Below are 19,401 nucleotides of genomic sequence, written 5' to 3'. Positions count from 1 at the left end.
TGAAAGGGGCTTGCGCTATATACTTTACCGTATGAAAAAAGCTGCGGTAAAAACATTCGGCATTTTAACGTCCGGCGGGGACGCTCCCGGCTTGAATGCCGCGATACGGGGCGTTGCCCGCACCGCAATAGAAAAATACGGCATGCGGGTAATCGGCATAAAAAACGGTTACCGCGGTCTTATGCAGGGCGACTGCTTCGAACTGGGGCCCGACGATGTTTCGGGTATTTTGACGCGCGGCGGAACTATTTTGGGCACTTCGCGCGAAAAGCCTTTTAAAAATGCCGAGCGGGACCCCGCAACCGGCCTTACCGCCGTCGAAAGCATAAAACGCACGTACAAAACGCTCGGTTTGGACGCCCTCGTCGTTATCGGCGGCAACGGTACCAATACGACGGGTGCTTTATTGTATGAAGAAGGGCTGAACGTTATCGGCTTGCCCAAAACAATCGATAACGATTTGGTCGGAACGGACATTACCTTCGGTTTTCACACCGCCGTTTCGGTAGCGACCGAAGCCATCGACCGGCTGCATTCGACGGCGCACAGTCACAACCGCATTATGATTATCGAAGTTATGGGGCACAAAGCAGGCTGGTTGGCTTTATATGCGGGCGTTGCCGGCGGCGGTGATGTTATCCTTATTCCCGAAATTCCGTACAAAATACAAACGATAGCCAAACACTTGCAAAAGCGCAAGGAAGCGGGTAAGAATTTTTCGATTGTGGTTGTCGCCGAGGGCGCCCTGTCTAAAACCGAAGACGACATGAACAAAAAAGATTTTAAACAAAACCGCAAAACGATGCCCCGCTCGATAGCGTACCGCGTTGCCGACGAACTGGAAGACGCGACCGGCTTGGAATCGCGCGTAACCGTTTTAGGCTATGTGCAACGCGGCGGCACGCCGTCTGCATACGACAGGCTTTTGGCGACGCAATTCGGCGTACAAGCCGCGTACATGCTTGCGCGGGGCGAATTCGGCCGTATGGCCGCTATCGTAAACGGTAAACTCTCTTCGGTTCCCCTTAAAAAAGTAGCCGGCAAAATAAAAGCCGTTCCGATGGACGACAGCGTGCTTTTGTGCGGCAAAGATGCCGGTACCTGTTTCGGCGACTGAGCGGCGATTTTCAGCCGGCAAAATTTTTTTCGACGCGGCGCAAAAGAGAAAAAAGCGTTTGTTTTTCGGCATCGGAAAAACCCGTATAACAGGTATCTATAAGCGAGTGCGAAATCGCTTCGGTCGCATCGGTGTATGCTTCGCCTTTTTCGGTTAAAAAAATAAAGGTTATGCGGCTGTCGTTTTCGCTGCGCTGTCTTTGTATGTAGCCTTCCTTTTCGAGTTTTTTTATAAGAAAAGTTGTAGTCGATTTGTCTTTATGAATGCAGCGGGCGATTTCGCCCATTGTCATCCGGCCGTTTTGCGCAAGCCGGTATAAAATAAATCCGTGCGATGAACCGATGCCGGAAAAACCCTGCTCGACCAATTTTCCGTTTAAATAAACGGAAATATCGTTCGAAATTTTCGATAAAAGCGACGATACGTTGTTTACATCTTTGTCCACGCAAGCAGTATATCATCCGTGTTCCGCATTGACTAGCGGGTAATATTTTCGTACATTAATACCATGATTTGGTTTTTCCTTAAAAAGAATTTTTGCGACGGCTGGGACAATCTTTTGTTTTTAGCCTTGTTCAACTTGATTATACTCGGCTTGTGCGCGCTTGCGTTTTTTGCCGTGTCGTCCCTTGCCGGTATTTCGGTGCCGCTTTCGCTGTGCTGTGCGCTCGTATTCGTTTGCGCGCTGTGCGTACCGCTTTTTGCCGTCAGCGGCGCGTCAAAACAATTGGCCGATTTTAAATCGGTTACCGTAAAAGAAACGTTTGCGGCCTTTTTGAGCGTATGGAAAAGCGCCGCCGCCTTCGGCTTGCTTATTGCCGTTCTTGTGTTTATGGCGGCCGTAGCGCTTCCGTTTTATTTCAGCATGGGAAACCTTATCGGTCTTCTTTTAGGCTCCGTGATTTTTTGGGTGCTTGTCATTGCCGTTTTGTCGCTGCAGTGGTTTATGCCCCTGTATTCGTACTTCGGAGGCGGCATCCGAAAAAATATAAAAAAATGTTTTATCCTTTTTTTCGATAACACGGGATTTTCGATTTTTATGTTCGTCTATGCATGCGCGATTTTTGCCCTGTCGGCCTTTTTGGGTTTTATTGCGCCCGGCGTTTCGGGAGTCATTTTGGCGTACAACAATGCGCTGCGCCTTAGAATGTACAAATACGATTGGCTCGAAACCCAAAGCGGCCTTTCCCGCAAAGATGCCCGCCGCCGCATCCCTTGGGACGAGCTTCTTGCCGAAGACAAAGAAACCTTAGGTCCCCGCGACTTCAAAAGCTTTATCTTCCCGTGGAAATAAAAGCCGGTGAAAGAAGGCGGGCGCTTTCAAAACTCCGTTAACCGTTCTCCCGAGCGCAGTTTGGTGCGCATGGCTTGGATTTTTTCGTCGGTTTGTTCGAGTTCTTTCAGGATTTCTTTTTCCTGCGCGGATGTTTCGATGACGGCGCTGATGCCGCCGTTTTTTATGACAATGCGCCGGTCGGCATAAAGCGCGAGCGCCGGATCGTGGGTTGCCATAAGGACGATTTTTTCTTTCGAAACCAAAAGTTCCAGCGCCTTTCTGCGGTCGATGCCGGCGTTTTCTATTTCGTCGATAAGGACTATCGGCGAAGAACTTAAAATCGCCGTGTCGGCAATCATAAGCGCGCGCGACTGCCCCCCGCTCAAAGCGGTAACCGCCGTGTGCGGGTTAAAACGTTCTCCGGCAAGCTTATTCGCCGCATCGATAATATTACGCACGGCATCGTCCTTGTTTTGGATTAAGCGGCTTTCGGCGTGCAGGCGCAGAAATTCTTCGACCGACAAATCCATAATAAAATTCATGTTTTGCGAAAGCTGCGCAACCAGCTTGTTGTTTGCCGAAAAGCGGATCGATTTATCCGGCAGTTTGCCGTTTATCAATACGGTTCTGTTTGTCGGCGTGTCTTTTTGCGCAGCCCATTCGATATCGGCCAAAAGGCGCGACTTTCCCGAACCGGTCGGGCCGACAATCGAAATTATCTGCGACGTGTACAGCTCGATTTTCGTAAAGTTTTCGTTTGCGCCGGATTTATCGGTGCCGGGCAAAATGGTCATACTGCGCACGCCTTGGGAATCGTCCGGATTCAAAAAATTCTTCATCTGAATGATAAAGTCGAAAAACGAATCGTAGAGTTCCTGCTTGTGCAGGGCTTCTTCTTCGGATCTTTCTTCGGAAACCGAAGCCAAAAAATCGGCAAAGGTCAGATTTTTATGCTCAAAGATTCCCAATTCGTTCAGCCGGTTTTGGACAAAAAAGTCCTCGACGAACGGATATTCGGCCAAAAGAGCGGCTATTGTTTTTTGGGAAAGCGCGCGGCTTTCTTCGTCGGCATTTTTTAATTCAAAGCCGTTTTGCGTATTTTCATTCATTATTGTTTCCCGTAATTTTCATTTTGCGTATATTGCCCAGCTGAAAGTTGTCGCCGATGCGCGTTTCGCCCAAACAGTACGAACACAGCGCCGACGGCATCGGAAAGCGCAGCTCCATGCCCTGCACCGATTTTATGTCGCGCTCTTTGCGCAATAAAAGTGTGCTCAGCTCGAATGCGCCCTGTCCGGTCAGGCCGTTGACGTGCATGATAATCGCGCGCGGATTTACCGTGTTTACCTTTGCGGCGAACACTTCGCGTTCGGCTTGCGATACGATATCGCCTTTGGTAATAACGACTATATCGGCGGCTTTTAAAAGCGGGCCGATTTTTTTCGGCGTATTGATTCCCGAAAGATTGTCTATAACGCAAATGCCTAAAATATCTTTTATGTACGGCGAACAGCGGTTGCATAAGCCGGCCGATTCGGTTATCAATAAATCCAGATTTTCACCCGCGCCCCACTGCACCGTTTCTTCAATATTCGATACGAAAAAATGATCGGGGCACAGCGAACCGGAAATCCCTTTTTGTACGGGAATGCCGGCTTTTTTGTACAGTACATCGTCGTCCGTATACAAACAGTCGAATTTTACGACGCCGGGGCGAATGTTTTGTTCTTTGAGCGCTTCGGCAGTTTTCAGGATAACGCTCGTTTTGCCCGAAGACGGCGGCCCCGATACTATAACAAGGTTCATAGTGATTTTATCTCCGATTTTCCCTTATATCGATGCGGCTTCAAAATCGTGCCGGAGCTTTTGTAAAAGACTTCCGATGTCGTTTTTGTAAATAAAGTCCCAGCCCAGCCACAGGAATTTTTTGTCTTTGTCCAGTTGATTGTCCACTTGCGCGTTCGTTGACGGAAAGTAACCGTTGCGCGCAAAGACGTTTCCCGCTCGCTCGGAAAGAAAAAAGTCGGCGAAGGGCTTGGTAACGGCCTCCGTTTCCTTTTTTACGAGCATGAATATCGGAACGATAATCGCGCCGTCTTTCGGCCACACAATTTGCATATTCGGATTGTCTTTTATCATTTTCGAAAAAAAGTACGGCGTGATGCTTATTGCCGGCTTTCCGCTGCCTGCCGAGTTGCTCTTTTTTACCATTTGCGCCGGATGCAAGAATTCCCGGCACGCTTTTGCAAGATTCGTTACACCCTCCGAGCCGAACTTTGCATAAATGTGCAGCAGCACCGAATTGAATAAATCCAAGTCCCTGAACGGCAGCGACAACGAATGTTCGTATTCGCCGGATACCAAATCCGCCCACGTTTGCGGCACTTTTTTGCCGTTCAGCACGGCCGTATTTACTACCATAACGGCGGGCACTACGCCGATAATCGCGTAATTTTTTTTGCCGTCGCGTAAATCGATGTAGTCGTTGCAAAAATCCTTATTCATCGTTTCGACCGAGCAGTTGAATTCTTTGTTGTCGATAAAGGCGCCCATAAGCTTTTTGTCGAAAAAAAGGTCGAAGCCCGCCGAAAGCAAAATGTCCGGCAGGTTTTCTTTTTTGCCCGTTTTCGCCTGTTCGATAATCCAATCGATGCCCAAATTGGCCGAACGTAAGTCGTAACTTACCGAATAATCCGCAGTTTCAGGATCGTTTTTATGCTCTTTTTCGTACTGTGCGTAAAATTCCTGAAAGTCTTCGAGCAGCGGAATGCGGATGGGGCAGGGCAAAACACCTTCTATGCGGATTTTCTTTTTGTCGTCATCCGGGCTTCCGCCGGATACGTGCGGCGTCGTACACAGCGAAGAATCGCGGTTTTCCGCCTCTTCGGCTGTTTTTTCGATTACCGCGACAATCTCTTTTTCGCACTGTGCCGTATCGAGGCCGCGCGATAAAAGCGCCGTTTGAAGGCTTATTTGCTTGGCCATAAGTTCGCGCATCGCCGGATTCGCCAGCGGCGTAAAGCCTTTTTGTACCAAATAAGGAATTACATCGGGATATTTTTCGGTTATATCGAAAACCGTATCGTTCATGTTAAAATATGCGTTCATAATGAACTGAATATACCCGAAATGCGTGCAAAAAGTAAGTGGTTATAACAACAAAATATAAGTAAAAACTAACGGTTGACGGCGCGGCAAATCAGGGTTTATAATCCAATCGGAAAACATGCGTGAAAAAGTTTTTGCGGGTGCGGTATTGATTGTTACGGCACTCCTGTGCATTTTTATGCCGAAAATTTCAAGTAAACTCAAGCCGAAACCCGTGTTCACGCAGGAATTCGCCGCCGGTGTTGTGGAAGAAGTGTTGGAAGAAGATCTTTTCCCCGACCCCGCCGTGAGGGGAAAATTCCGCGGAACGCAAAAACTGCGCGTCAAAATCCTTGAAGGAACGTACAAAAATCGGGAATTCGACATATACAATACCTTGAGCAGTTTGCACAGTACCTACGCATACAGGGGCCTTAAAGCGATTTTTACGCTGCGCGAAAGCGACGGCAAAACGGCCGTGTGGCTGTACAATCTGAAGCGCGACACCCATGTCTATGTTTTGGCGGGACTGTTTTTTGCGGCGCTGCTTATTCTCGGCCGCGCACAAGGGCTCAAGTCCTCTTTGGCTCTGGTGTTTACCTGCGTACTTATCGTTACCGTTTTAATTCCCGCTTTGTTTGCGGGGCTTGCACCGGTACCCGTTTCGATTTTTCTTGTGTCGGTTATGACGATTGTAAGCTTTATTTTAATCGGCGGCTTTACGCGCAAAACGTATTGCGCCATAGTCGGCACCGTATGCGGCGTTACGATTGCCGGCATAATTTCGGCGATCGTGTCTTATTCGGCGCAGCTTTCGGGTGTAAATATGGAAGGAGGGGAACAACTTCTCAATTTGGCGCCCGATTACGCTTTGCGGCTCGACGGACTTTTGTTCACTTCGGTTTTGATCGCCTCTCTCGGAGCGGTCATGGACGTGAGCATGTCCATCGCATCTTCGGTTCAGGAAATCGCAAGCGCAAACCCGCGCTTGAGCAAAAAAGAGCTTTTTATGTCCGGCCTCACCGTCGGAAAAGATATTACCGGAACGATGAGCAATACGCTTATTTTGGCTTTTGCGGGCACGTCCCTTCCCTTGGTTATGATGATTTGGGGCTACGGCATGAGCTTTATGCAGTTTATCAATATACCGCGCATTGTTATAGAAATTATGCACGGCATTTCGGGGAGCATCGGCATTATCGCGTCCGTTCCGTGTACGGCGCTTGCTTCCGTTTTTGTGCTTAAGCGCCCGCGCGGGCGGTAATTGCGGGTTTTACTCCCGCACAGGGTGTCGGTTAAAAGAGTCGGCGTATCTGGCAAGCGCCGGTTTTTTCGGCAGCGTACGCTGTCTTGTAAAATTTTTATCAGGAGACTTCAAAATGAAAAAGAAAATCTTGCGGTTTGCTGCACTTATTGCCGTTGTTTTTTCGCTTATTTCCTGCGTTGAAACAAAGGGCGCGGCAAAAGGCGTGGAACAGCCTGCGGTCCGTACCGCAAAGGCCCGCGGCAAGCAATCGGATGAGGTAAAGCTTACCCATACGCTTATTCAAAAAGGGCAGGCGGGAAGCGATGAAGTTACGCTCAGTTTCGGCGTAACGGGCGACGTTCACGGCAGACTGTATGCATACGATTATGCCGTCTGCGAAGCGGTTGCCGGTGCGGGCTTTGTCAAAACCTATGTGCTCGCTCAGGAGCTGCGCAAAGAAAACCCGAACGCGGTTTTAATCGACGTGGGAGATACCGTGCAGGACAACAGTGCGGAGCTTTTTAACGATCTTGAAACGCACCCGATGATTCAAGCGCTCAACTATATGAATTACGACGTGTGGGTTTTGGGAAATCACGAATTCAATTTTGAAAAAGAATTCCTTACGCGCAACATACGCAATTTTAAGGGGTCGGTGCTGAGCGCGAATATCAAAAACACAAAAGACGGCAGCGATTTTGTTTTACCCTATCAGCTTTTTAATATCGAAGGCGTGCGCGTTGCGGTCGTCGGTCTTGTGCCGCCGCATATTCCCATGTGGGAAGCGTCTTCGCCCTCGCACTTTAAAGGTTTGGAATTTCTCGATCCGATCACCGTTTTGCGGGAAACCGTCGATTCGCTTAAAGGAAAATACGACGTGCTTGTCGGAGCCTTTCACCTCGGACGCAACGGCGAATACGGTTCGACCGGCGGCGTTATCGAAATCGCAAAACAAATTCCCGAATTCGATTTGATTTTCGGCGGACACGAACACGCCCGCTATGCAAACGAAGTTGACGGACAAAACGGCGATAAAACATGGATAATAGAACCCGGCTGTTACGGCTGGGCTTTGGCGGTCGGCGAAATAAAGGTAAAAAAACAAAACAATACGTGGAAGGTCGTTTCCGCAAAGGCCGAAAACCGCGAAACCGCGAAGGTCGTTCCCGACACGGTTATGGAAAAAGAATTCGAGTTTGTGCACGATACCTCCGTTGCCGATGCAAACGAAATTGTCGGAAAGGTTACCGAAGACTTTGTTCCGCGCGTGGACTATATTACCGGCGAAGAAAAAGTTACGACCATGCCTACGATTCAGCTGGAAGATTCGGCCCTCATCGATTTAATCAACAACGTTCAGCTGTATTACACCAAAGCCGACATATCTTCGGCGGCGGCTTTCCGTTCGGATATGAATTTGAAAAAAGGCGACTTTAAGAAAAAGGACGTCGCCTTTATCTATAAATATTCGAACACGCTTATGGGTGTTAATATGACCGGCGAAAATCTTTTAAAATATATGGAATGGTCGGCATCGTATTACAATACGGCGAAAAAAGGCGACGTAACGATTTCGTTTAACCCGAATGTGCGCAGCTACAACTATGATATGTTCGAAGGCATAGACTACGATATCGACATTTCGCAGGAAGCCGGCAACAGAATCAAAAACGTCAAAATAAAAGGGCAGAGCATCGACCCGAAAAAAGTCTACAAACTTGCCGTAAACAACTACCGTTTCGGTACGCTCCAAAGTTTAAAACTTGCGACCCCGCAGGACGTGTACTATGATTCGTATGAAACGATGCAGGATGCCGGGCGCATTCGTGCCTTAATCGGAAAATACGTTAAAGATGTGGACAAAGGCGTCATCAGTCCCAAAGTGAATAACAACTGGAAGATTATAGGCTTCGATACCGACGTTGAAGGCCGCGATAAGATTTTGGATGAAATCCGTGCAGGCACCATAAAGATTCCCGCCTCTGCGGACGGAAGAACGCCGAACGTACAGTCTATCAATATTTACGAATTGAATAACTGAAGATAAATCTTCCTTAAAATTGTCCGGCGAGTAAATCTTCAGATTTAGGAGCCGGACAATTCGTGCGCGTAAGCGCACACGTATATCCGCGAGTTTTCGAGAGGAAACTCGAAGTTAAAAGCGCCGCGCCATTTGAGCGGTGCTTTTAAACCTTCCTTAAAATGCGGCATTGCAGGAAGTATCAACTTTTGAAAATGCCGCATTGGTGTGCGAGCCTCACTCCGAAACTCGGCGTTTAACGAGGCCGCGCTGTTTTAGCGGCCTTGTTAAACCGTGTCCGCGCCTTTTCCCGTAAACGGTTTACGTTATTCAGAAGTCATCTTTCGTATTTTTTTGCGAGGTTTTCTTTGTTTTTATAAACATCCGAGCAGCTTTCTACGGCCAAAACCGTTATTATCAATTCTTTATTTTCCAAATAGCCGATGATTCTGTATTTTCGAAATTCGTTATTTTTAAATCGCCAAAGACCTTTCAGATTTCCGACCAATTCGGTACCGCCTATATCATAGAGGCCTTTTTTATCTTTTGCCTGTGCAACTTTTTCTCTAAGGTATGTTTCTATAGCCTTTCGTTCCGTTTCTTTGAGCTTTGAAATCTGTTTTTTTGCTTTCGGAGCGAGGCTCACCGTAAACATTCAGCTGAAAACCTCGTCGAGCGAATACGTCTTTTTGCCTTCGGCAACCCATTCATTGTAGGCTTGTTCGGCAAGATAATAGTCTTCCATGTCGTCCAATTGCTGTTCTATTGCTTTTACGGCGTAAAACGTTTTTGTTCTGCCGGTTTTTTCCGCAAGCGTTGTCAGGCGCTTTTCCAATTCGGGTTTTAATCTTAATGCCAGCATAATAAGTCTCCGCGTTTTTATTTGTTATACAAGTATAGCAAATAAAGTCGGGCAAGTCAAATTGAATCGTATTGAATCAGCCGGAGGCGCGAATTGTTTTAATTCCGTTTTTCTTTAACGTTCCGTCCCGAAAGGCGGGAGAGGTGTTTGAGGTATCGAGCTTTTTCGCCGTCGAAAAAATCGGCGTTCATACGCCATGCCCAATTCGTTTCGCCGGAGGTTGAGGGCATGTTCATGCGCGCTTCGGAGCCCAGGGCGAATAAGTCCTGCATGGGAATGACGGCGAAGGCGGCGACGGAAAAAAACGCGGCGCTTATGAGGGCGCTGCAAAGTTGTTCGTCTTTAAGCTGCACGCCGGGAACGGCACGGCTTAAGTAGCCGCTTACAAAAGCGCGCTCATGTTCGGATGCGCGGTTCAGCCAGCCCTGCGTCGTATCGTTGTCGTGCGTCCCCGTATACACGATACAGTGTTTGTCGTACATGTGCGGTAAAAACGGATTGGTGCAGCCTGCACGGCCGGCTTCGTTTGCATCAAAGGCGAACTGCAAAACCTTCATTCCCGGAAAACCGAATTCGTTTAACAAACTGCGCACGCCGTCGGTAATGACTCCCAAGTCTTCGGCGATAAGATTGACCTTGCCCAGTTTTTTTTCGATTGCGGAAAAAAATGCCGAACGCGGTCCTGCGAGCCATGTGCCGTTTACGGCCGTTTTTTCGCCGAAAGGAACCGCCCAGTAAGCTTCAAAACCGCGGAAATGGTCTATGCGCACATAGTCCACAAGCGTCAGGCTATGGCGTATACGCTGCACCCACCACGCGTAATCGTCCTTTTTCATTGCCTTCCAATCGTACAGGGGATTGCCCCAGAGCTGCCCCGTTTCGCTGAAGTAGTCGGGGGGAACGCCCGCAACCGCTTTGGGAAGGGCGCGCGCGTTAAGCTGAAAAAGGTTTTTGTGCGCCCACACGTCCGCCGAATCGAGCGCGACGAAAATGGGAATATCGCCGATTATCGAAATGCCTTTGGCGTTCGCGTACGCTTTTAAGCGCATCCATTGCTCGAAGAAAAAAAACTGAACGGCTTTTTGAATTTCGATACTTTTTTTATTCCGGCGTTTCCACTGTGCCAAGCCGTCTTCTTCGCGCAGGGCAAGAGAACGCGGCCAATAGTTGTTCCACAATCTGCCGTCAAGCTTTTCTTCCTGCGCTTTTTTATCATACAATTCTTTTATGCTCATAAAAAGCGCGTAATCGTCGAGCCAAAACTTGTGCTTTTTTTTGAATTCGGCGTAAGAGTCCGCCCGGCGCGAATCGGCCTTTGCCGGATTGTTTTGAGCGAGCGAGTCCAAAAAACGTTCGGCCGCTTTTTGCAAAAGGGGAATTTTTTCTTTTACGAGGGAGCCGAAATCGATTCTGTCGGTATGCGCCGCCTCATCGCTTTGAACCGGCTCGTCGGCCGAAGCGGGAGCGGATTTTTCGGCCGGCCGAATTTCGCTTTGTTCGAGTAAACCTTCCCGAACGAGGGTTTCGGTATCGATGAGCAGCGGGTTTCCCGCAAAGGTTGAAAAAGAAGCGTACGGAGAATTGCCGTAGCCGGTAGGCCCGAGCGGCAGAATTTGCCAGAGCGTTTGGCCGGCGCTTTCGAGCCAGTCGATAAAACGGAACGCTTGTTTTCCCAAAGTGCCGATGCCCTCGGATCCGGGCAGCGACGAGGGGTGCAATAAAATTCCGCTTGAGCGGGGCATGTCCATACGAACCTCTTCGAATCGGCCGGCGTTTTATACGGGGAAATTCTTTTTAAAATCGGCCAAAATAATATCGGTTGCCGGTTTTGCGTCGATGGCTTTTAAAAGATTTTTTGAACGGTAAAAATCTATAAGCGGTGCGGTTTGCGCGCGGTAGACTTCAAGCCTGCGTTTAATCGATTCGGGTTTGTCGTCGTCGCGTATGTACAGTTCGCCGCCGCAGTGCGTACACGTATTTTCCTTTTCGGGCGGCATAAATACGACGTGAAAATTGTGCGAGCATTTGCGGCATACGCGCCGCCCCGAAAGGCGTTCGACGACGGCTTCGTCGTTTATGTCGAAATTGACGGCGCAGTCTATTTTTGCGATTTTTTCAAGCTGTTCGGCCTGATTGATTGTGCGCGGGAAACCGTCCAAAATAAAGCCGTTTTTCGCATCGCTTTGCGCCAATCTGTCCCGTATGAGTTCCACGGTTATATCGTCGCCGACCAAAGCGCCCGAATCGATAATCGCTTTTACTTTTTTGCCCAGCGGCGTTTGAGCCTTTATAGCCGCGCGGAAAATTTCTCCCGTTGAAATGTGGGGAATGCCGTATAAAGCCGAAACGGCTGCGGCCAACGTGCCTTTGCCTGCACCCGGCGGGCCTAAAAAAATAAAATTCATAATTCAACTCCGTCCTTTCGGAATCACTTTAGCACGTTAAAGTAAAAAAAGCAACCGACGAGTACCAATCGAATGTGTACCGTTCCGCCGTTTGTTCGAACAGCGTGCGGAAAGCCTGCACGGTTTCGCTTTCGGTTTTTTCGGCAAGGAATTTCCCGTAGGCCGAATTTTTTTCGTCGAACCAGCGCGCAATTTCTTGCGGACTTATTTTTCGTTTTTCGCAAAAATCGTGAACGGTCAACGTGAGGGAAAAATCCGCACCGGACGCCATGCTTCCGGCACTGCCGCCGTTTGTGTCCGCGTTTTCAAGCGCCTGTTTGATTGTTTGCCCGTCCCACGAAAAAAGGGGATTTGAGCGGTCGGCGTAAAATTCGTTTTCGGTTTTTTCAATCGATGCGATGAGCGCCGCATTTTTTTTGTCGTGCGCATACAGGTTTTGCAAAAGCGATGAAAGACGCTGCGCCGCGCGGGGAATTTTTTGCGCGATGAGAATGCGCGCGCCTTTTGCCGCAAGCGGCCGCAAAACCGCAAGCTCTTTTTTCAGTTCTTCTATATCGGCGAAAGACGCGACGGGATTGCGGTAAAAGATGCGGTCAAACAACGTGTCTTCAAAGACCTTTTGCTTGAGCGCTCGGGACAAAGATTCCGATTTACTCATAAGGGAGGGCATGAGGACGATTGCGGGGCGGTGCATGTCTTCGAGGGTCGCCGTATACTGCGACAACACCTGCATGCCCTGTTCGCTGCGGCATAAGCCGACGGTAAATCCGTCCGGTGTTTTGCGGTTCAGCTCCCACACCAAAAGCGCATCGTCGGCGCCGACGACAAGGCTGCGGCTGTTTGCCGAAAGGCCGGCTTTTGCCGTCAAAAGGTCGCGGACTGAACGCAGCGTATTCGTTTTATCCGATTCGGTGCGCTGCTGCCAAAAAAGCGCTTCGTCGGTTTGTTCGGCGTTTTCGAGCATCGCCGCGATTTGCAATTCGCGCCTGCCCAGCACTTCGTCGCGGATGGATTTTTCGTAGCCTTGCCCGCTCGGATTATAAAATACTCGGCCCGATAAATTGTCGGGTAAATACTGCTGAGCCGTCCAGTGGTCTTTGTATGCGTGCGGGTACAGGTAACCCTTGCCGTGTCCGAGTTCTTCGGCATCGCGGCTCGCATCTTTTAAGTGATTCGGTACTTCGGCATCTTCTTCGGCGACCGATTTGAGTGCGTCGAAAAAACACAGCGTGCTGTTCGATTTGGGGCAGGTTGCCAAATAAAGGGCGGCTTGCGTAAGCATAAAACGCCCTTCGGGAAGCCCGATGCGGTCAAAGGCTGCGGCGCAGCTTTCGACGATGCCGAGCGCATGAGGGTCGGCAAGTCCCGTATCTTCGCAGGCGGAAATAAGCATGCGCCGGAATATAAAGTGCGGGTCTTCTCCCGCTGCGAGCATGCGCGCCATCCAATACATAGCCGCATCCGGGTCGCGACCGCGAAGGCTTTTTATAAAGGCGCTGATAATATCGTAGTGATAGTCGCCGTCGCGGTCGTAGAGGACAACTTTTTTTTGAATGCTTTCTTCGGCCGTTTCGCGGCTTATGTAAATACGGCTTCCTTCCGGCGGAACGCAGGGATTTTCCTGCGGCGCCCAGCGTTCCGGGGTCGTTTCGACGGCGAGTTCCAGCGCGTTTAAAAGGCTTCGCGCATCGCCGTTTGCCGTACCGATAAGGTGTTCCAAGGCGCCGTCTTCGAATTCGACCTTCCATTTTCCGTAGCCGCGCTCTTTGTCGCTTAATGCGGCTTGCGCCGCGCGCGCAAGGTCTTCTTCGGTGAGCGGGAACAGTTGGAAAACGCGGCTTCTGCTTACGAGGGCTTTGTTCACTTCAAAAAAAGGATTTTCGGTTGTGGCGCCGACCAGGATAATCGTGCCGTTTTCGACCCAGGGCAGCAAAGCGTCTTGCTGACTTTTATTCCAGCGATGAACTTCGTCAACAAACAAAATGGTGCGCCTGTCGTAGAGTTTGCGCTGCTCGTCGGCATGAGCGATTGCGTCGCGGATGTGCTGCACGCCGGTAAGAACGGCGTTAAGCGTAACGAAATTGCTTTTTGTATGATTGGCGATAACGCGGGCGAGGGTTGTTTTTCCGGTGCCCGGCGGCCCGTAAAAAATAACGGAACTTAAACGGTCGGCTGCAATCGCGCGCCGCAAAAGCCTGCCCTTGCCCACGATGTGGTCCTGTCCGATGTATTCGTCGAGCGTGCGCGGCCGCATACGGGCTGCAAGAGGGCTTTCCCTTTCGGCGCCTGAAGCAGCCGCGTCGAACAAATCCATAACCGCCGCTTATTCGTAGTTCCAGTTGCCGCGCGAAGGATAATATGCCCACAGCGCGTTGTGTTTGCTTGCGGAAGCTTTTCCTGTCCCCGTATAAATTGCATAGTTGGGGCCGTCACGGAAGAAGGCGACACAAAAGATTTCGCTTTCGCCGAATGCTGCTTCCGCATTGCTTCCGAGAATGCCCGCGCTTTGAGGAATCCCGCTACTCAGTACGATTTTTTCCAAGCCTTTTTTTGTGCCGGCAATAAGATATGGATCTGTACCGTCAAACATATATACAAGACAGGTAATAGTTTCGGAAGTCTGTACGGAAGTGTTTGTCAAGGCAGCAAAAGTCGCACCGTGCTTAATTGTTTTACCGTCGTCGGCGACACTATACAGATTTGAACCTGAATCGTCCGAACAAAAAGCTCTCTTGTCCGAAAAATAGTCGCCTGAACTGCCGGCTGCTGCTGCGACGGTTTTTGCATCTGCACCGTTGGTGCCGGTTTTTTCGGTACTCAATGATGCTGCACCGAGCAAAAAGACTTTCCCGCCCACGCGTACATATGCATTGCGTCCGGCGGAACCGATCACTCCGTTATCGAAAATGACAACTTCATTCGCTTTGCCGCTTGTGCCGCTTACTTCCTGCCATGTATTGCCGTCAAAAGCGTAGACTTGACAATTGTTTTCATGAGCGCTCAGTGCGTAGACATGGGTGTTTGACGAGGCAAGGTATTCCGCACCGTTCGGGGGCGCCGATATTTTTTTCCAGCCGCGCACACTTTTAAGCGGTTTTTTGTATACGTTGCCGTTTGCCGCGTACAGATCATTACCGCAGCGGACAACCGAATATACATTGCCTTTTATCGCAGGCTCGGCAAGTTTTATTTCCTGCTCTATCGCCCAAAATATGGGTAGCTGCGAACACGATGCCAATATGATCGCGGCCGAAAGAGCGAACAGTCCGTACATTCTTTTATGCATAAAAATCCCCGAATTAAAAATGATAGCGGACGGTAAGTCCTATATCCTGAATAATGCCCGTTCTGTTTTGTTGCGCATTTTTATACCACTGGGGCAAAATGTACAGTCCCGCATGTAAACCGAACGACCATGAGCTGTCGTAACGGAAAAAAGCCGCCGCATCCGGATGCAGGGCAAGACCGAAATAGCTGCTGTTAAGGTAGTTTTCGAACGCGCCTCCGATGCCGATCGACAGCGGAAACTCGAATTTGCCCGCCGAAAACTGCCAGCCCGCACGGAACAAAATAGGCACAAAATAAAACACGTTTTTACCGATTGTCTGCGAATAGCCGAAGCTCACGTCGCCGCCGAGCGTTAACCCGCTTACGATAAAGCGCTGGTAGCCCAGCGTTCCCGAACCCCCGACCAGCAATTTGCCGAAGGGAACGTAGGGAATATCGACATTCAATTTCAAAATAATGAACTGATCGCCCGGCTGATTCATTTTGTATACGACATCGCTTTGAATGTCGGCGGAATCTTCTTCGGTTTTATTTTCGGAAGACGGCTCTTCGGCGTTTGCGTCCGGACTGCCGGACGGTTCCGTTTGGGCAAAGGCACTCGACGTACCCGCAGCGAAAAAACAGAACAAAAGCGCTGCGCATAATACAAATAAACGTTTCATGGTACTCCATCAAAAATTAAGACTGGAAATAAGGGCGCAAAATAATTATAGTAGGATTATAACCTTTTTTACGGCTTTATGTCCATTATATAAACAGAATTTACGGGGAGACAGTTACATGAGCGCAGTTATCATAGACGGATTTTCGATCGCACAAAAACTGCGGCAACGAGCCGCCGAAAAAGCCGCGCTGTTAAAACAAAAGGGCGTTGAACCCTGCCTTGCGGTTGTCCTTGTCGGCGAAAATCCCGCAAGCGTTTCCTACGTTGCCGCGAAAAAAAAAGCGCTTGGCGAAGCCGCCATGGCCGATCGTTCGGTCAATCTACCCTGCGATGTAAGCGAAGAACGCCTGCTTGCTCATATCGGCGATTTGAACCGCGACCCTTCGGTGCACGGCATTTTGGTGCAGCTGCCCCTGCCTTCACATATCGATGAACAAAAAGTAATCGCCGCGATTGTCCCCGAAAAAGACGTTGACGGCTTTCATCCGGTAAACGCCGGCAAGCTGCTTATAGGCGAAGACGGCTTTGTTCCCTGCACGCCGTTGGGGATTATCGAATTGCTGAACGAAATGCGCATCGAAACCGACGGGGCGCACGCCGTGATTGTCGGCCGTTCAAACATCGTCGGTAAACCGCTTGCACTGCTTTTGGCGCGCAAACCGGCGAATGCGACCGTAACGCTGTGTCATACCGGTACGAAAAATCTTGCATCCTTTACGCGCAGCGCCGACATCCTCGTAGCGGCGATGGGCGGACCGAACGCAATCGGCGCCGGCATGATAAAGCCGGGGGCTGCCGTTATAGACGTGGGCGTAAACCGCATTCCCGATCATACGAAAAAAAGCGGTTTCCGTTTAGCCGGCGATGTGGACTTTGAAGCGGCTCGGGAAATCGCGGGCTTTATTACGCCCGTTCCCAAGGGCGTCGGCCCGATGACCATTGCCATGCTTTTGCACAACACGCTCAAAGCGGCCGGCAGCAAAAGATACTTATCAGTATAAAGCGATTCCGTAATCGCAGGATGCAAACGGCGATATTTTGCCGTCCGAGCTTCCCGCGCCGGCGCACAGGCGCACCGAAAAAAGTCCTTTTATGCGGACGCCCGTTCCGGCCGAAACCCTCCACGTTAAATCGGGGCTTTGTGCAAAAGAGGCAAAGTCGGGCCATACGTCGCCGACCGAACCGGTGAGTGAAAAGAACAGCTGCCCTCCCAAAATGGTGAGCTGCTGCCACGGCTGAATCTGCAAAGCCAAAGAGGCCGCCGCTTTGTGTATGCCGTATTTGCGGGCGGCGGTAACGTGCGGAAAAAACAGACGTTCTTTCAGGTTAAAGCCGTATACGGGAATAAGCGACGGCGCCTTTTTTAGCTGTTCGGATAGGCAGCTTCCCGCAAACAAGCTGCATAAAACCGTAAGGTGCTGTGAAACGGGAAGTGCCGCCGTAAAATCGGTTTTAATGCGGTCGAATATACGTACGTCGTAGCGCTGCCCCAGGGGGAAAACGGCTTGCGCTTCCGTCGATGAAAAAAATCCCTTTGTCGGAAACGAACGGAAATTAAGATTGCTGAAAGTGTATAGGGAAGAAATATCGGCGGTAAAATCGTACAGATTTTTATCGTAGGGCGCAAAGGGCCATGCGGTGTCGTAGGGAATCGCCTGACGCGTGTCCAGCCAGCGCAGGGCGCCTTCGTTTACGAGCGTATGATACGGATTGAATAAAATGCCCGCGCCCGCTTTTAAAGATGCGCGCCTGATTAAACTTCCGTTTACGGCATGAAAGTCGAAGTTGCTCGAAAAAAAATCGGGCTCATGGGAAACGGACGCCTTTGTTTGGAAAAAAACCTTCGGCCCGAGCGGCTGAAAAAACAGAAAATCGAAGGCGGTATTGTTGACATAGGAAACGCGCAGCGAAATAACCGAACCGGTTCCGCCCAAGCCCCTGAACTGCGCGGCGGTCGATAGGGTTAGAGCGCCCGAAGATGCCGAGCTTGCGGTTCCGGCAAAGGTTAAGCTTTGCAAAATCAAGCCGTTTTCTTCGGGCTTTTTTTGCAGCGAAAGCTCAAGAATGTTTTTGTCGCCGCGCGCATCGATGCGGGAAACCGCCGAAGTATAATTGCCCGTATTCATTGCCGCGTCCGTCAGGTTTACGAGAACCTGTTCGGTAAACGGCTTGTCGGCCGCAGCCGCAAAAATCCGCTCGAAATAATGTTTGTCGGAATCTTTGCAGCCTTTTAAAATCAATTCGGACGGGCGCGCGTAGGGAAGTCCGGCGTAGGTTCCCTTGTGCAGGGAAACGGTTTCTTGTGTTTCGATAAATCTGAAACCGTCGATTTTGCCGTTTTGAGCGCTTTGCGGATTTTCCTCCGGCGGATTTTTTTCGGTAAGCGATGAAGGCGCGGCATCTTGCAGGGGAAAAATCTTTTTTTTCAATTCGATTAAACTGCCGCGGTAACGTTCGGCTTCAACCTTGCCGCGTTTGTAAATGTCTTCGGCACGCAAATAATCTATCGTCGAAAAATCGCGGATATCGGGAAACATAACCAAGTCGGTCATTGCGTAATCTTCTTTTCCCTTAATTGCCTGCTGCATCGACACCATTTGTTCGAGTACTTTTAAAGGGCTGGAGTCGAAATCGTCGGCATTCGTTCTGAGCGGGTTCGAAATTTCCACGGCAATGATGATATCGAAGCCGAGTTCTTTTGCCGTCCGTATGGGCAGATTGTCGCTTGCACTTCCGTCGATATAATACCGCCCGTCAACGGGAAAGGGTTCAAATAAGCCGGGAATGCTCATGCTTGCCCGCATCGCTTCGGCCAAATCGCCCTGCTCGAAGATCGCCAATTTGCCGGTCAGTAAATCGGTTGCCGCCGCCCGGAACGGAACGCTCAGACTGTCAAAGTCGATATATGAAGGAATTTTGATGGTAAGCGATTTTAATTGTTCGTATGCTTTTTGGCCGGTCAGCAAGCCCTTTCCCAAATTCAGGGACAAATTGGCGCCGAGTTTCAGCGCAATCGGATTTGCCGGCAAACCGTGTTCGTTCAGCGCATGTTCAAACGGCGAAAAGTTGTCGTTGCGGAAGATGTCGACCCAGTCCAAGTACAGTACCGAGTCCTTAATTTCCTGCGGCGTATAGCCTGCGCAGTATAAACCGCCGATGATCGCTCCGGCGCTCGTTCCGACTATCATATCGATCGGAATGCCCAATTCGTCGATAAGTTCCAAAAAAGGGATATGTACAAAGCCGCGCGCGCCGCCGCCTGCCAATACGAGGGCGACGGAGGGACGCGTTTTCGGTGTTTCGGCCGCGGAAAAAACAACGCAGCAGCAAAGCAAAACCGCGGCTGCGGCCGTCATTTTTTGTTTGAATTTCATACGGCGATTATATGAAAAGCGCGCCGCTGTTGTAAAGAGGCGCTTGCAAAAACTTGCGTATA

Annotated in this window: 18 protein-coding genes; 5 read left to right on the top strand and 13 right to left on the bottom strand. The window is 50.0% G+C overall.

What is annotated here, in order from left to right; genetic code table 11:
• Nucleotides 1-31: 31 nt before the first annotated feature.
• Nucleotides 32-1,117 carry a 6-phosphofructokinase gene (locus HMPREF9194_RS09975; protein ID WP_040846910.1) on the top strand — a complete coding sequence of 362 codons (1,086 nt, stop codon included), beginning with the start codon at nucleotides 32-34 and terminating at the stop codon, nucleotides 1,115-1,117.
• A 10-nt stretch (nucleotides 1,118-1,127) separates the two neighbouring features.
• Here HMPREF9194_RS09975 and HMPREF9194_RS09970 read toward each other — a convergent pair whose 3' ends face one another.
• Entirely contained in the window at nucleotides 1,128-1,562 is a 435-nt protein-coding gene (locus HMPREF9194_RS09970; RefSeq protein WP_016526248.1) for a MarR family winged helix-turn-helix transcriptional regulator, read from the bottom strand.
• Nucleotides 1,563-1,625: 63 nt separating this feature from the next.
• Here HMPREF9194_RS09970 and HMPREF9194_RS09965 point away from each other — a divergent pair, with 63 nt between their 5' ends.
• The gene (locus HMPREF9194_RS09965; RefSeq protein ID WP_016526247.1) at nucleotides 1,626-2,411 is read left to right on the top strand and encodes a YesL family protein; all 786 of its coding nucleotides are present in this window, start codon (nucleotides 1,626-1,628) and stop codon (nucleotides 2,409-2,411) included.
• 26 nt (nucleotides 2,412-2,437) lie between these two features.
• Here the strand turns inward: HMPREF9194_RS09965 and HMPREF9194_RS09960 are convergent, their stop codons facing one another.
• From HMPREF9194_RS09960 to HMPREF9194_RS09950, 3 genes are read right to left on the bottom strand one after another with little or no spacing between them, the layout of a single operon-like run.
• Entirely contained in the window at nucleotides 2,438-3,502 is a 1,065-nt protein-coding gene (locus HMPREF9194_RS09960; RefSeq protein WP_016526246.1) for an ATP-binding cassette domain-containing protein, read from the bottom strand.
• A complete protein-coding gene (locus tag HMPREF9194_RS09955; protein WP_016526245.1) occupies nucleotides 3,495-4,199 on the bottom strand; it encodes a GTP-binding protein in 705 nt (234 codons plus the stop codon). Before HMPREF9194_RS09955 ends, HMPREF9194_RS09960 begins: the two co-directional genes overlap by 8 nt.
• 24 nt (nucleotides 4,200-4,223) lie before the next feature.
• Nucleotides 4,224-5,501 (bottom strand): ABC transporter substrate-binding protein, encoded by a 1,278-nt coding sequence (locus HMPREF9194_RS09950; protein ID WP_016526244.1) that lies wholly within the window; start codon nucleotides 5,499-5,501, stop codon nucleotides 4,224-4,226.
• Between the two features lie 118 nt (nucleotides 5,502-5,619).
• On the opposite strand from HMPREF9194_RS09950, the gene HMPREF9194_RS09945 reads away from it, so the two are divergent.
• Together HMPREF9194_RS09945 and HMPREF9194_RS09940 are read left to right on the top strand one after the other, a co-directional pair.
• Nucleotides 5,620-6,744, top strand: a complete 1,125-nt coding sequence (locus tag HMPREF9194_RS09945; RefSeq protein ID WP_016526243.1) for a YibE/F family protein — start codon at nucleotides 5,620-5,622, stop codon at nucleotides 6,742-6,744.
• Nucleotides 6,745-6,859: 115 nt separating this feature from the next.
• Nucleotides 6,860-8,767 (top strand): bifunctional metallophosphatase/5'-nucleotidase, encoded by a 1,908-nt coding sequence (locus tag HMPREF9194_RS09940; protein ID WP_016526242.1) that lies wholly within the window; start codon nucleotides 6,860-6,862, stop codon nucleotides 8,765-8,767.
• Nucleotides 8,768-8,811: 44 nt separating this feature from the next.
• Here HMPREF9194_RS09940 and HMPREF9194_RS12550 read toward each other — a convergent pair whose 3' ends face one another.
• The 8 genes from HMPREF9194_RS12550 to HMPREF9194_RS09905 form a co-directional block, all read right to left on the bottom strand.
• The gene (locus HMPREF9194_RS12550) at nucleotides 8,812-8,937 is read right to left on the bottom strand and encodes a hypothetical protein (RefSeq protein ID WP_281166986.1); all 126 of its coding nucleotides are present in this window, start codon (nucleotides 8,935-8,937) and stop codon (nucleotides 8,812-8,814) included.
• A 146-nt stretch (nucleotides 8,938-9,083) separates the two neighbouring features.
• On the bottom strand, nucleotides 9,084-9,401 hold the full coding sequence (locus HMPREF9194_RS09935; protein WP_016526241.1) for a type II toxin-antitoxin system RelE family toxin: 318 nt from the start codon (nucleotides 9,399-9,401) through the stop codon (nucleotides 9,084-9,086).
• Nucleotides 9,402-9,608: a type II toxin-antitoxin system RelB family antitoxin gene (relB, locus tag HMPREF9194_RS09930; RefSeq protein ID WP_016526240.1), complete on the bottom strand. Its 207-nt coding sequence runs from the start codon at nucleotides 9,606-9,608 to the stop codon at nucleotides 9,402-9,404. It lies immediately after the preceding gene.
• A gap of 98 nt (nucleotides 9,609-9,706) precedes the next feature.
• Entirely contained in the window at nucleotides 9,707-11,356 is a 1,650-nt protein-coding gene (gene malQ, locus HMPREF9194_RS09925) for a 4-alpha-glucanotransferase (RefSeq protein WP_016526239.1), read from the bottom strand.
• A 27-nt stretch (nucleotides 11,357-11,383) separates the two neighbouring features.
• Nucleotides 11,384-12,013: an adenylate kinase gene (locus HMPREF9194_RS09920; RefSeq protein WP_016526238.1), complete on the bottom strand. Its 630-nt coding sequence runs from the start codon at nucleotides 12,011-12,013 to the stop codon at nucleotides 11,384-11,386.
• A gap of 28 nt (nucleotides 12,014-12,041) precedes the next feature.
• Nucleotides 12,042-14,327, bottom strand: a complete 2,286-nt coding sequence (locus HMPREF9194_RS09915) for an AAA family ATPase (protein ID WP_016526237.1) — start codon at nucleotides 14,325-14,327, stop codon at nucleotides 12,042-12,044.
• A 9-nt stretch (nucleotides 14,328-14,336) separates the two neighbouring features.
• A complete protein-coding gene (locus HMPREF9194_RS09910; protein WP_016526236.1) occupies nucleotides 14,337-15,299 on the bottom strand; it encodes a hypothetical protein in 963 nt (320 codons plus the stop codon).
• Between the two features lie 13 nt (nucleotides 15,300-15,312).
• A complete protein-coding gene (locus HMPREF9194_RS09905; RefSeq protein ID WP_016526235.1) occupies nucleotides 15,313-15,963 on the bottom strand; it encodes a TP0733 family outer membrane beta-barrel protein in 651 nt (216 codons plus the stop codon).
• A gap of 118 nt (nucleotides 15,964-16,081) precedes the next feature.
• On the opposite strand from HMPREF9194_RS09905, the gene HMPREF9194_RS09900 reads away from it, so the two are divergent.
• Nucleotides 16,082-16,966, top strand: coding sequence for a bifunctional 5,10-methylenetetrahydrofolate dehydrogenase/5,10-methenyltetrahydrofolate cyclohydrolase (locus tag HMPREF9194_RS09900; protein WP_016526234.1), 885 nt, complete (start codon nucleotides 16,082-16,084; stop codon nucleotides 16,964-16,966).
• Here HMPREF9194_RS09900 and HMPREF9194_RS11965 read toward each other — a convergent pair.
• Nucleotides 16,958-19,339: a patatin-like phospholipase family protein gene (locus HMPREF9194_RS11965; protein ID WP_016526233.1), complete on the bottom strand. Its 2,382-nt coding sequence runs from the start codon at nucleotides 19,337-19,339 to the stop codon at nucleotides 16,958-16,960. The two genes, HMPREF9194_RS09900 and HMPREF9194_RS11965, sit on opposite strands and share 9 nt — an antisense overlap.
• Between the last annotated feature and the right edge of the window lie 62 nt (nucleotides 19,340-19,401).

Source organism: Treponema maltophilum ATCC 51939 (genome assembly GCF_000413055.1).
GTDB classification, from domain to species: Bacteria; Spirochaetota; Spirochaetia; order Treponematales; family Treponemataceae; genus Treponema_C; species Treponema_C maltophilum.
The sequence above is the reverse complement of the archived record's forward strand: the minus strand, read 5'-3'. Positions and strand labels throughout refer to the sequence as shown.

What these genes read in the sequence shown, in the direction of transcription:
- HMPREF9194_RS09975 (WP_040846910.1), top strand. Translation starts at nt 32, where the DNA reads ATGAAAAAAGCTGCGGTAAAAACATTCGGCATTTTAACGTCCGGCGGG.
- HMPREF9194_RS09965 (WP_016526247.1), top strand. Translation starts at nt 1,626, where the DNA reads ATGATTTGGTTTTTCCTTAAAAAGAATTTTTGCGACGGCTGGGACAAT.
- HMPREF9194_RS09960 (WP_016526246.1), bottom strand. Translation starts at nt 3,502, where the DNA reads ATGAATGAAAATACGCAAAACGGCTTTGAATTAAAAAATGCCGACGAA.
- HMPREF9194_RS09955 (WP_016526245.1), bottom strand. Translation starts at nt 4,199, where the DNA reads ATGAACCTTGTTATAGTATCGGGGCCGCCGTCTTCGGGCAAAACGAGC.
- HMPREF9194_RS09950 (WP_016526244.1), bottom strand. Translation starts at nt 5,501, where the DNA reads ATGAACGCATATTTTAACATGAACGATACGGTTTTCGATATAACCGAA.
- HMPREF9194_RS09945 (WP_016526243.1), top strand. Translation starts at nt 5,620, where the DNA reads ATGCGTGAAAAAGTTTTTGCGGGTGCGGTATTGATTGTTACGGCACTC.
- HMPREF9194_RS09940 (WP_016526242.1), top strand. Translation starts at nt 6,860, where the DNA reads ATGAAAAAGAAAATCTTGCGGTTTGCTGCACTTATTGCCGTTGTTTTT.
- HMPREF9194_RS12550 (WP_281166986.1), bottom strand. Translation starts at nt 8,937, where the DNA reads ATGCCGCATTTTAAGGAAGGTTTAAAAGCACCGCTCAAATGGCGCGGC.
- HMPREF9194_RS09935 (WP_016526241.1), bottom strand. Translation starts at nt 9,401, where the DNA reads ATGTTTACGGTGAGCCTCGCTCCGAAAGCAAAAAAACAGATTTCAAAG.
- relB (WP_016526240.1), bottom strand. Translation starts at nt 9,608, where the DNA reads ATGCTGGCATTAAGATTAAAACCCGAATTGGAAAAGCGCCTGACAACG.
- malQ (WP_016526239.1), bottom strand. Translation starts at nt 11,356, where the DNA reads ATGGACATGCCCCGCTCAAGCGGAATTTTATTGCACCCCTCGTCGCTG.
- HMPREF9194_RS09920 (WP_016526238.1), bottom strand. Translation starts at nt 12,013, where the DNA reads ATGAATTTTATTTTTTTAGGCCCGCCGGGTGCAGGCAAAGGCACGTTG.
- HMPREF9194_RS09915 (WP_016526237.1), bottom strand. Translation starts at nt 14,327, where the DNA reads ATGGATTTGTTCGACGCGGCTGCTTCAGGCGCCGAAAGGGAAAGCCCT.
- HMPREF9194_RS09910 (WP_016526236.1), bottom strand. Translation starts at nt 15,299, where the DNA reads ATGCATAAAAGAATGTACGGACTGTTCGCTCTTTCGGCCGCGATCATA.
- HMPREF9194_RS09905 (WP_016526235.1), bottom strand. Translation starts at nt 15,963, where the DNA reads ATGAAACGTTTATTTGTATTATGCGCAGCGCTTTTGTTCTGTTTTTTC.
- HMPREF9194_RS09900 (WP_016526234.1), top strand. Translation starts at nt 16,082, where the DNA reads ATGAGCGCAGTTATCATAGACGGATTTTCGATCGCACAAAAACTGCGG.
- HMPREF9194_RS11965 (WP_016526233.1), bottom strand. Translation starts at nt 19,339, where the DNA reads ATGAAATTCAAACAAAAAATGACGGCCGCAGCCGCGGTTTTGCTTTGC.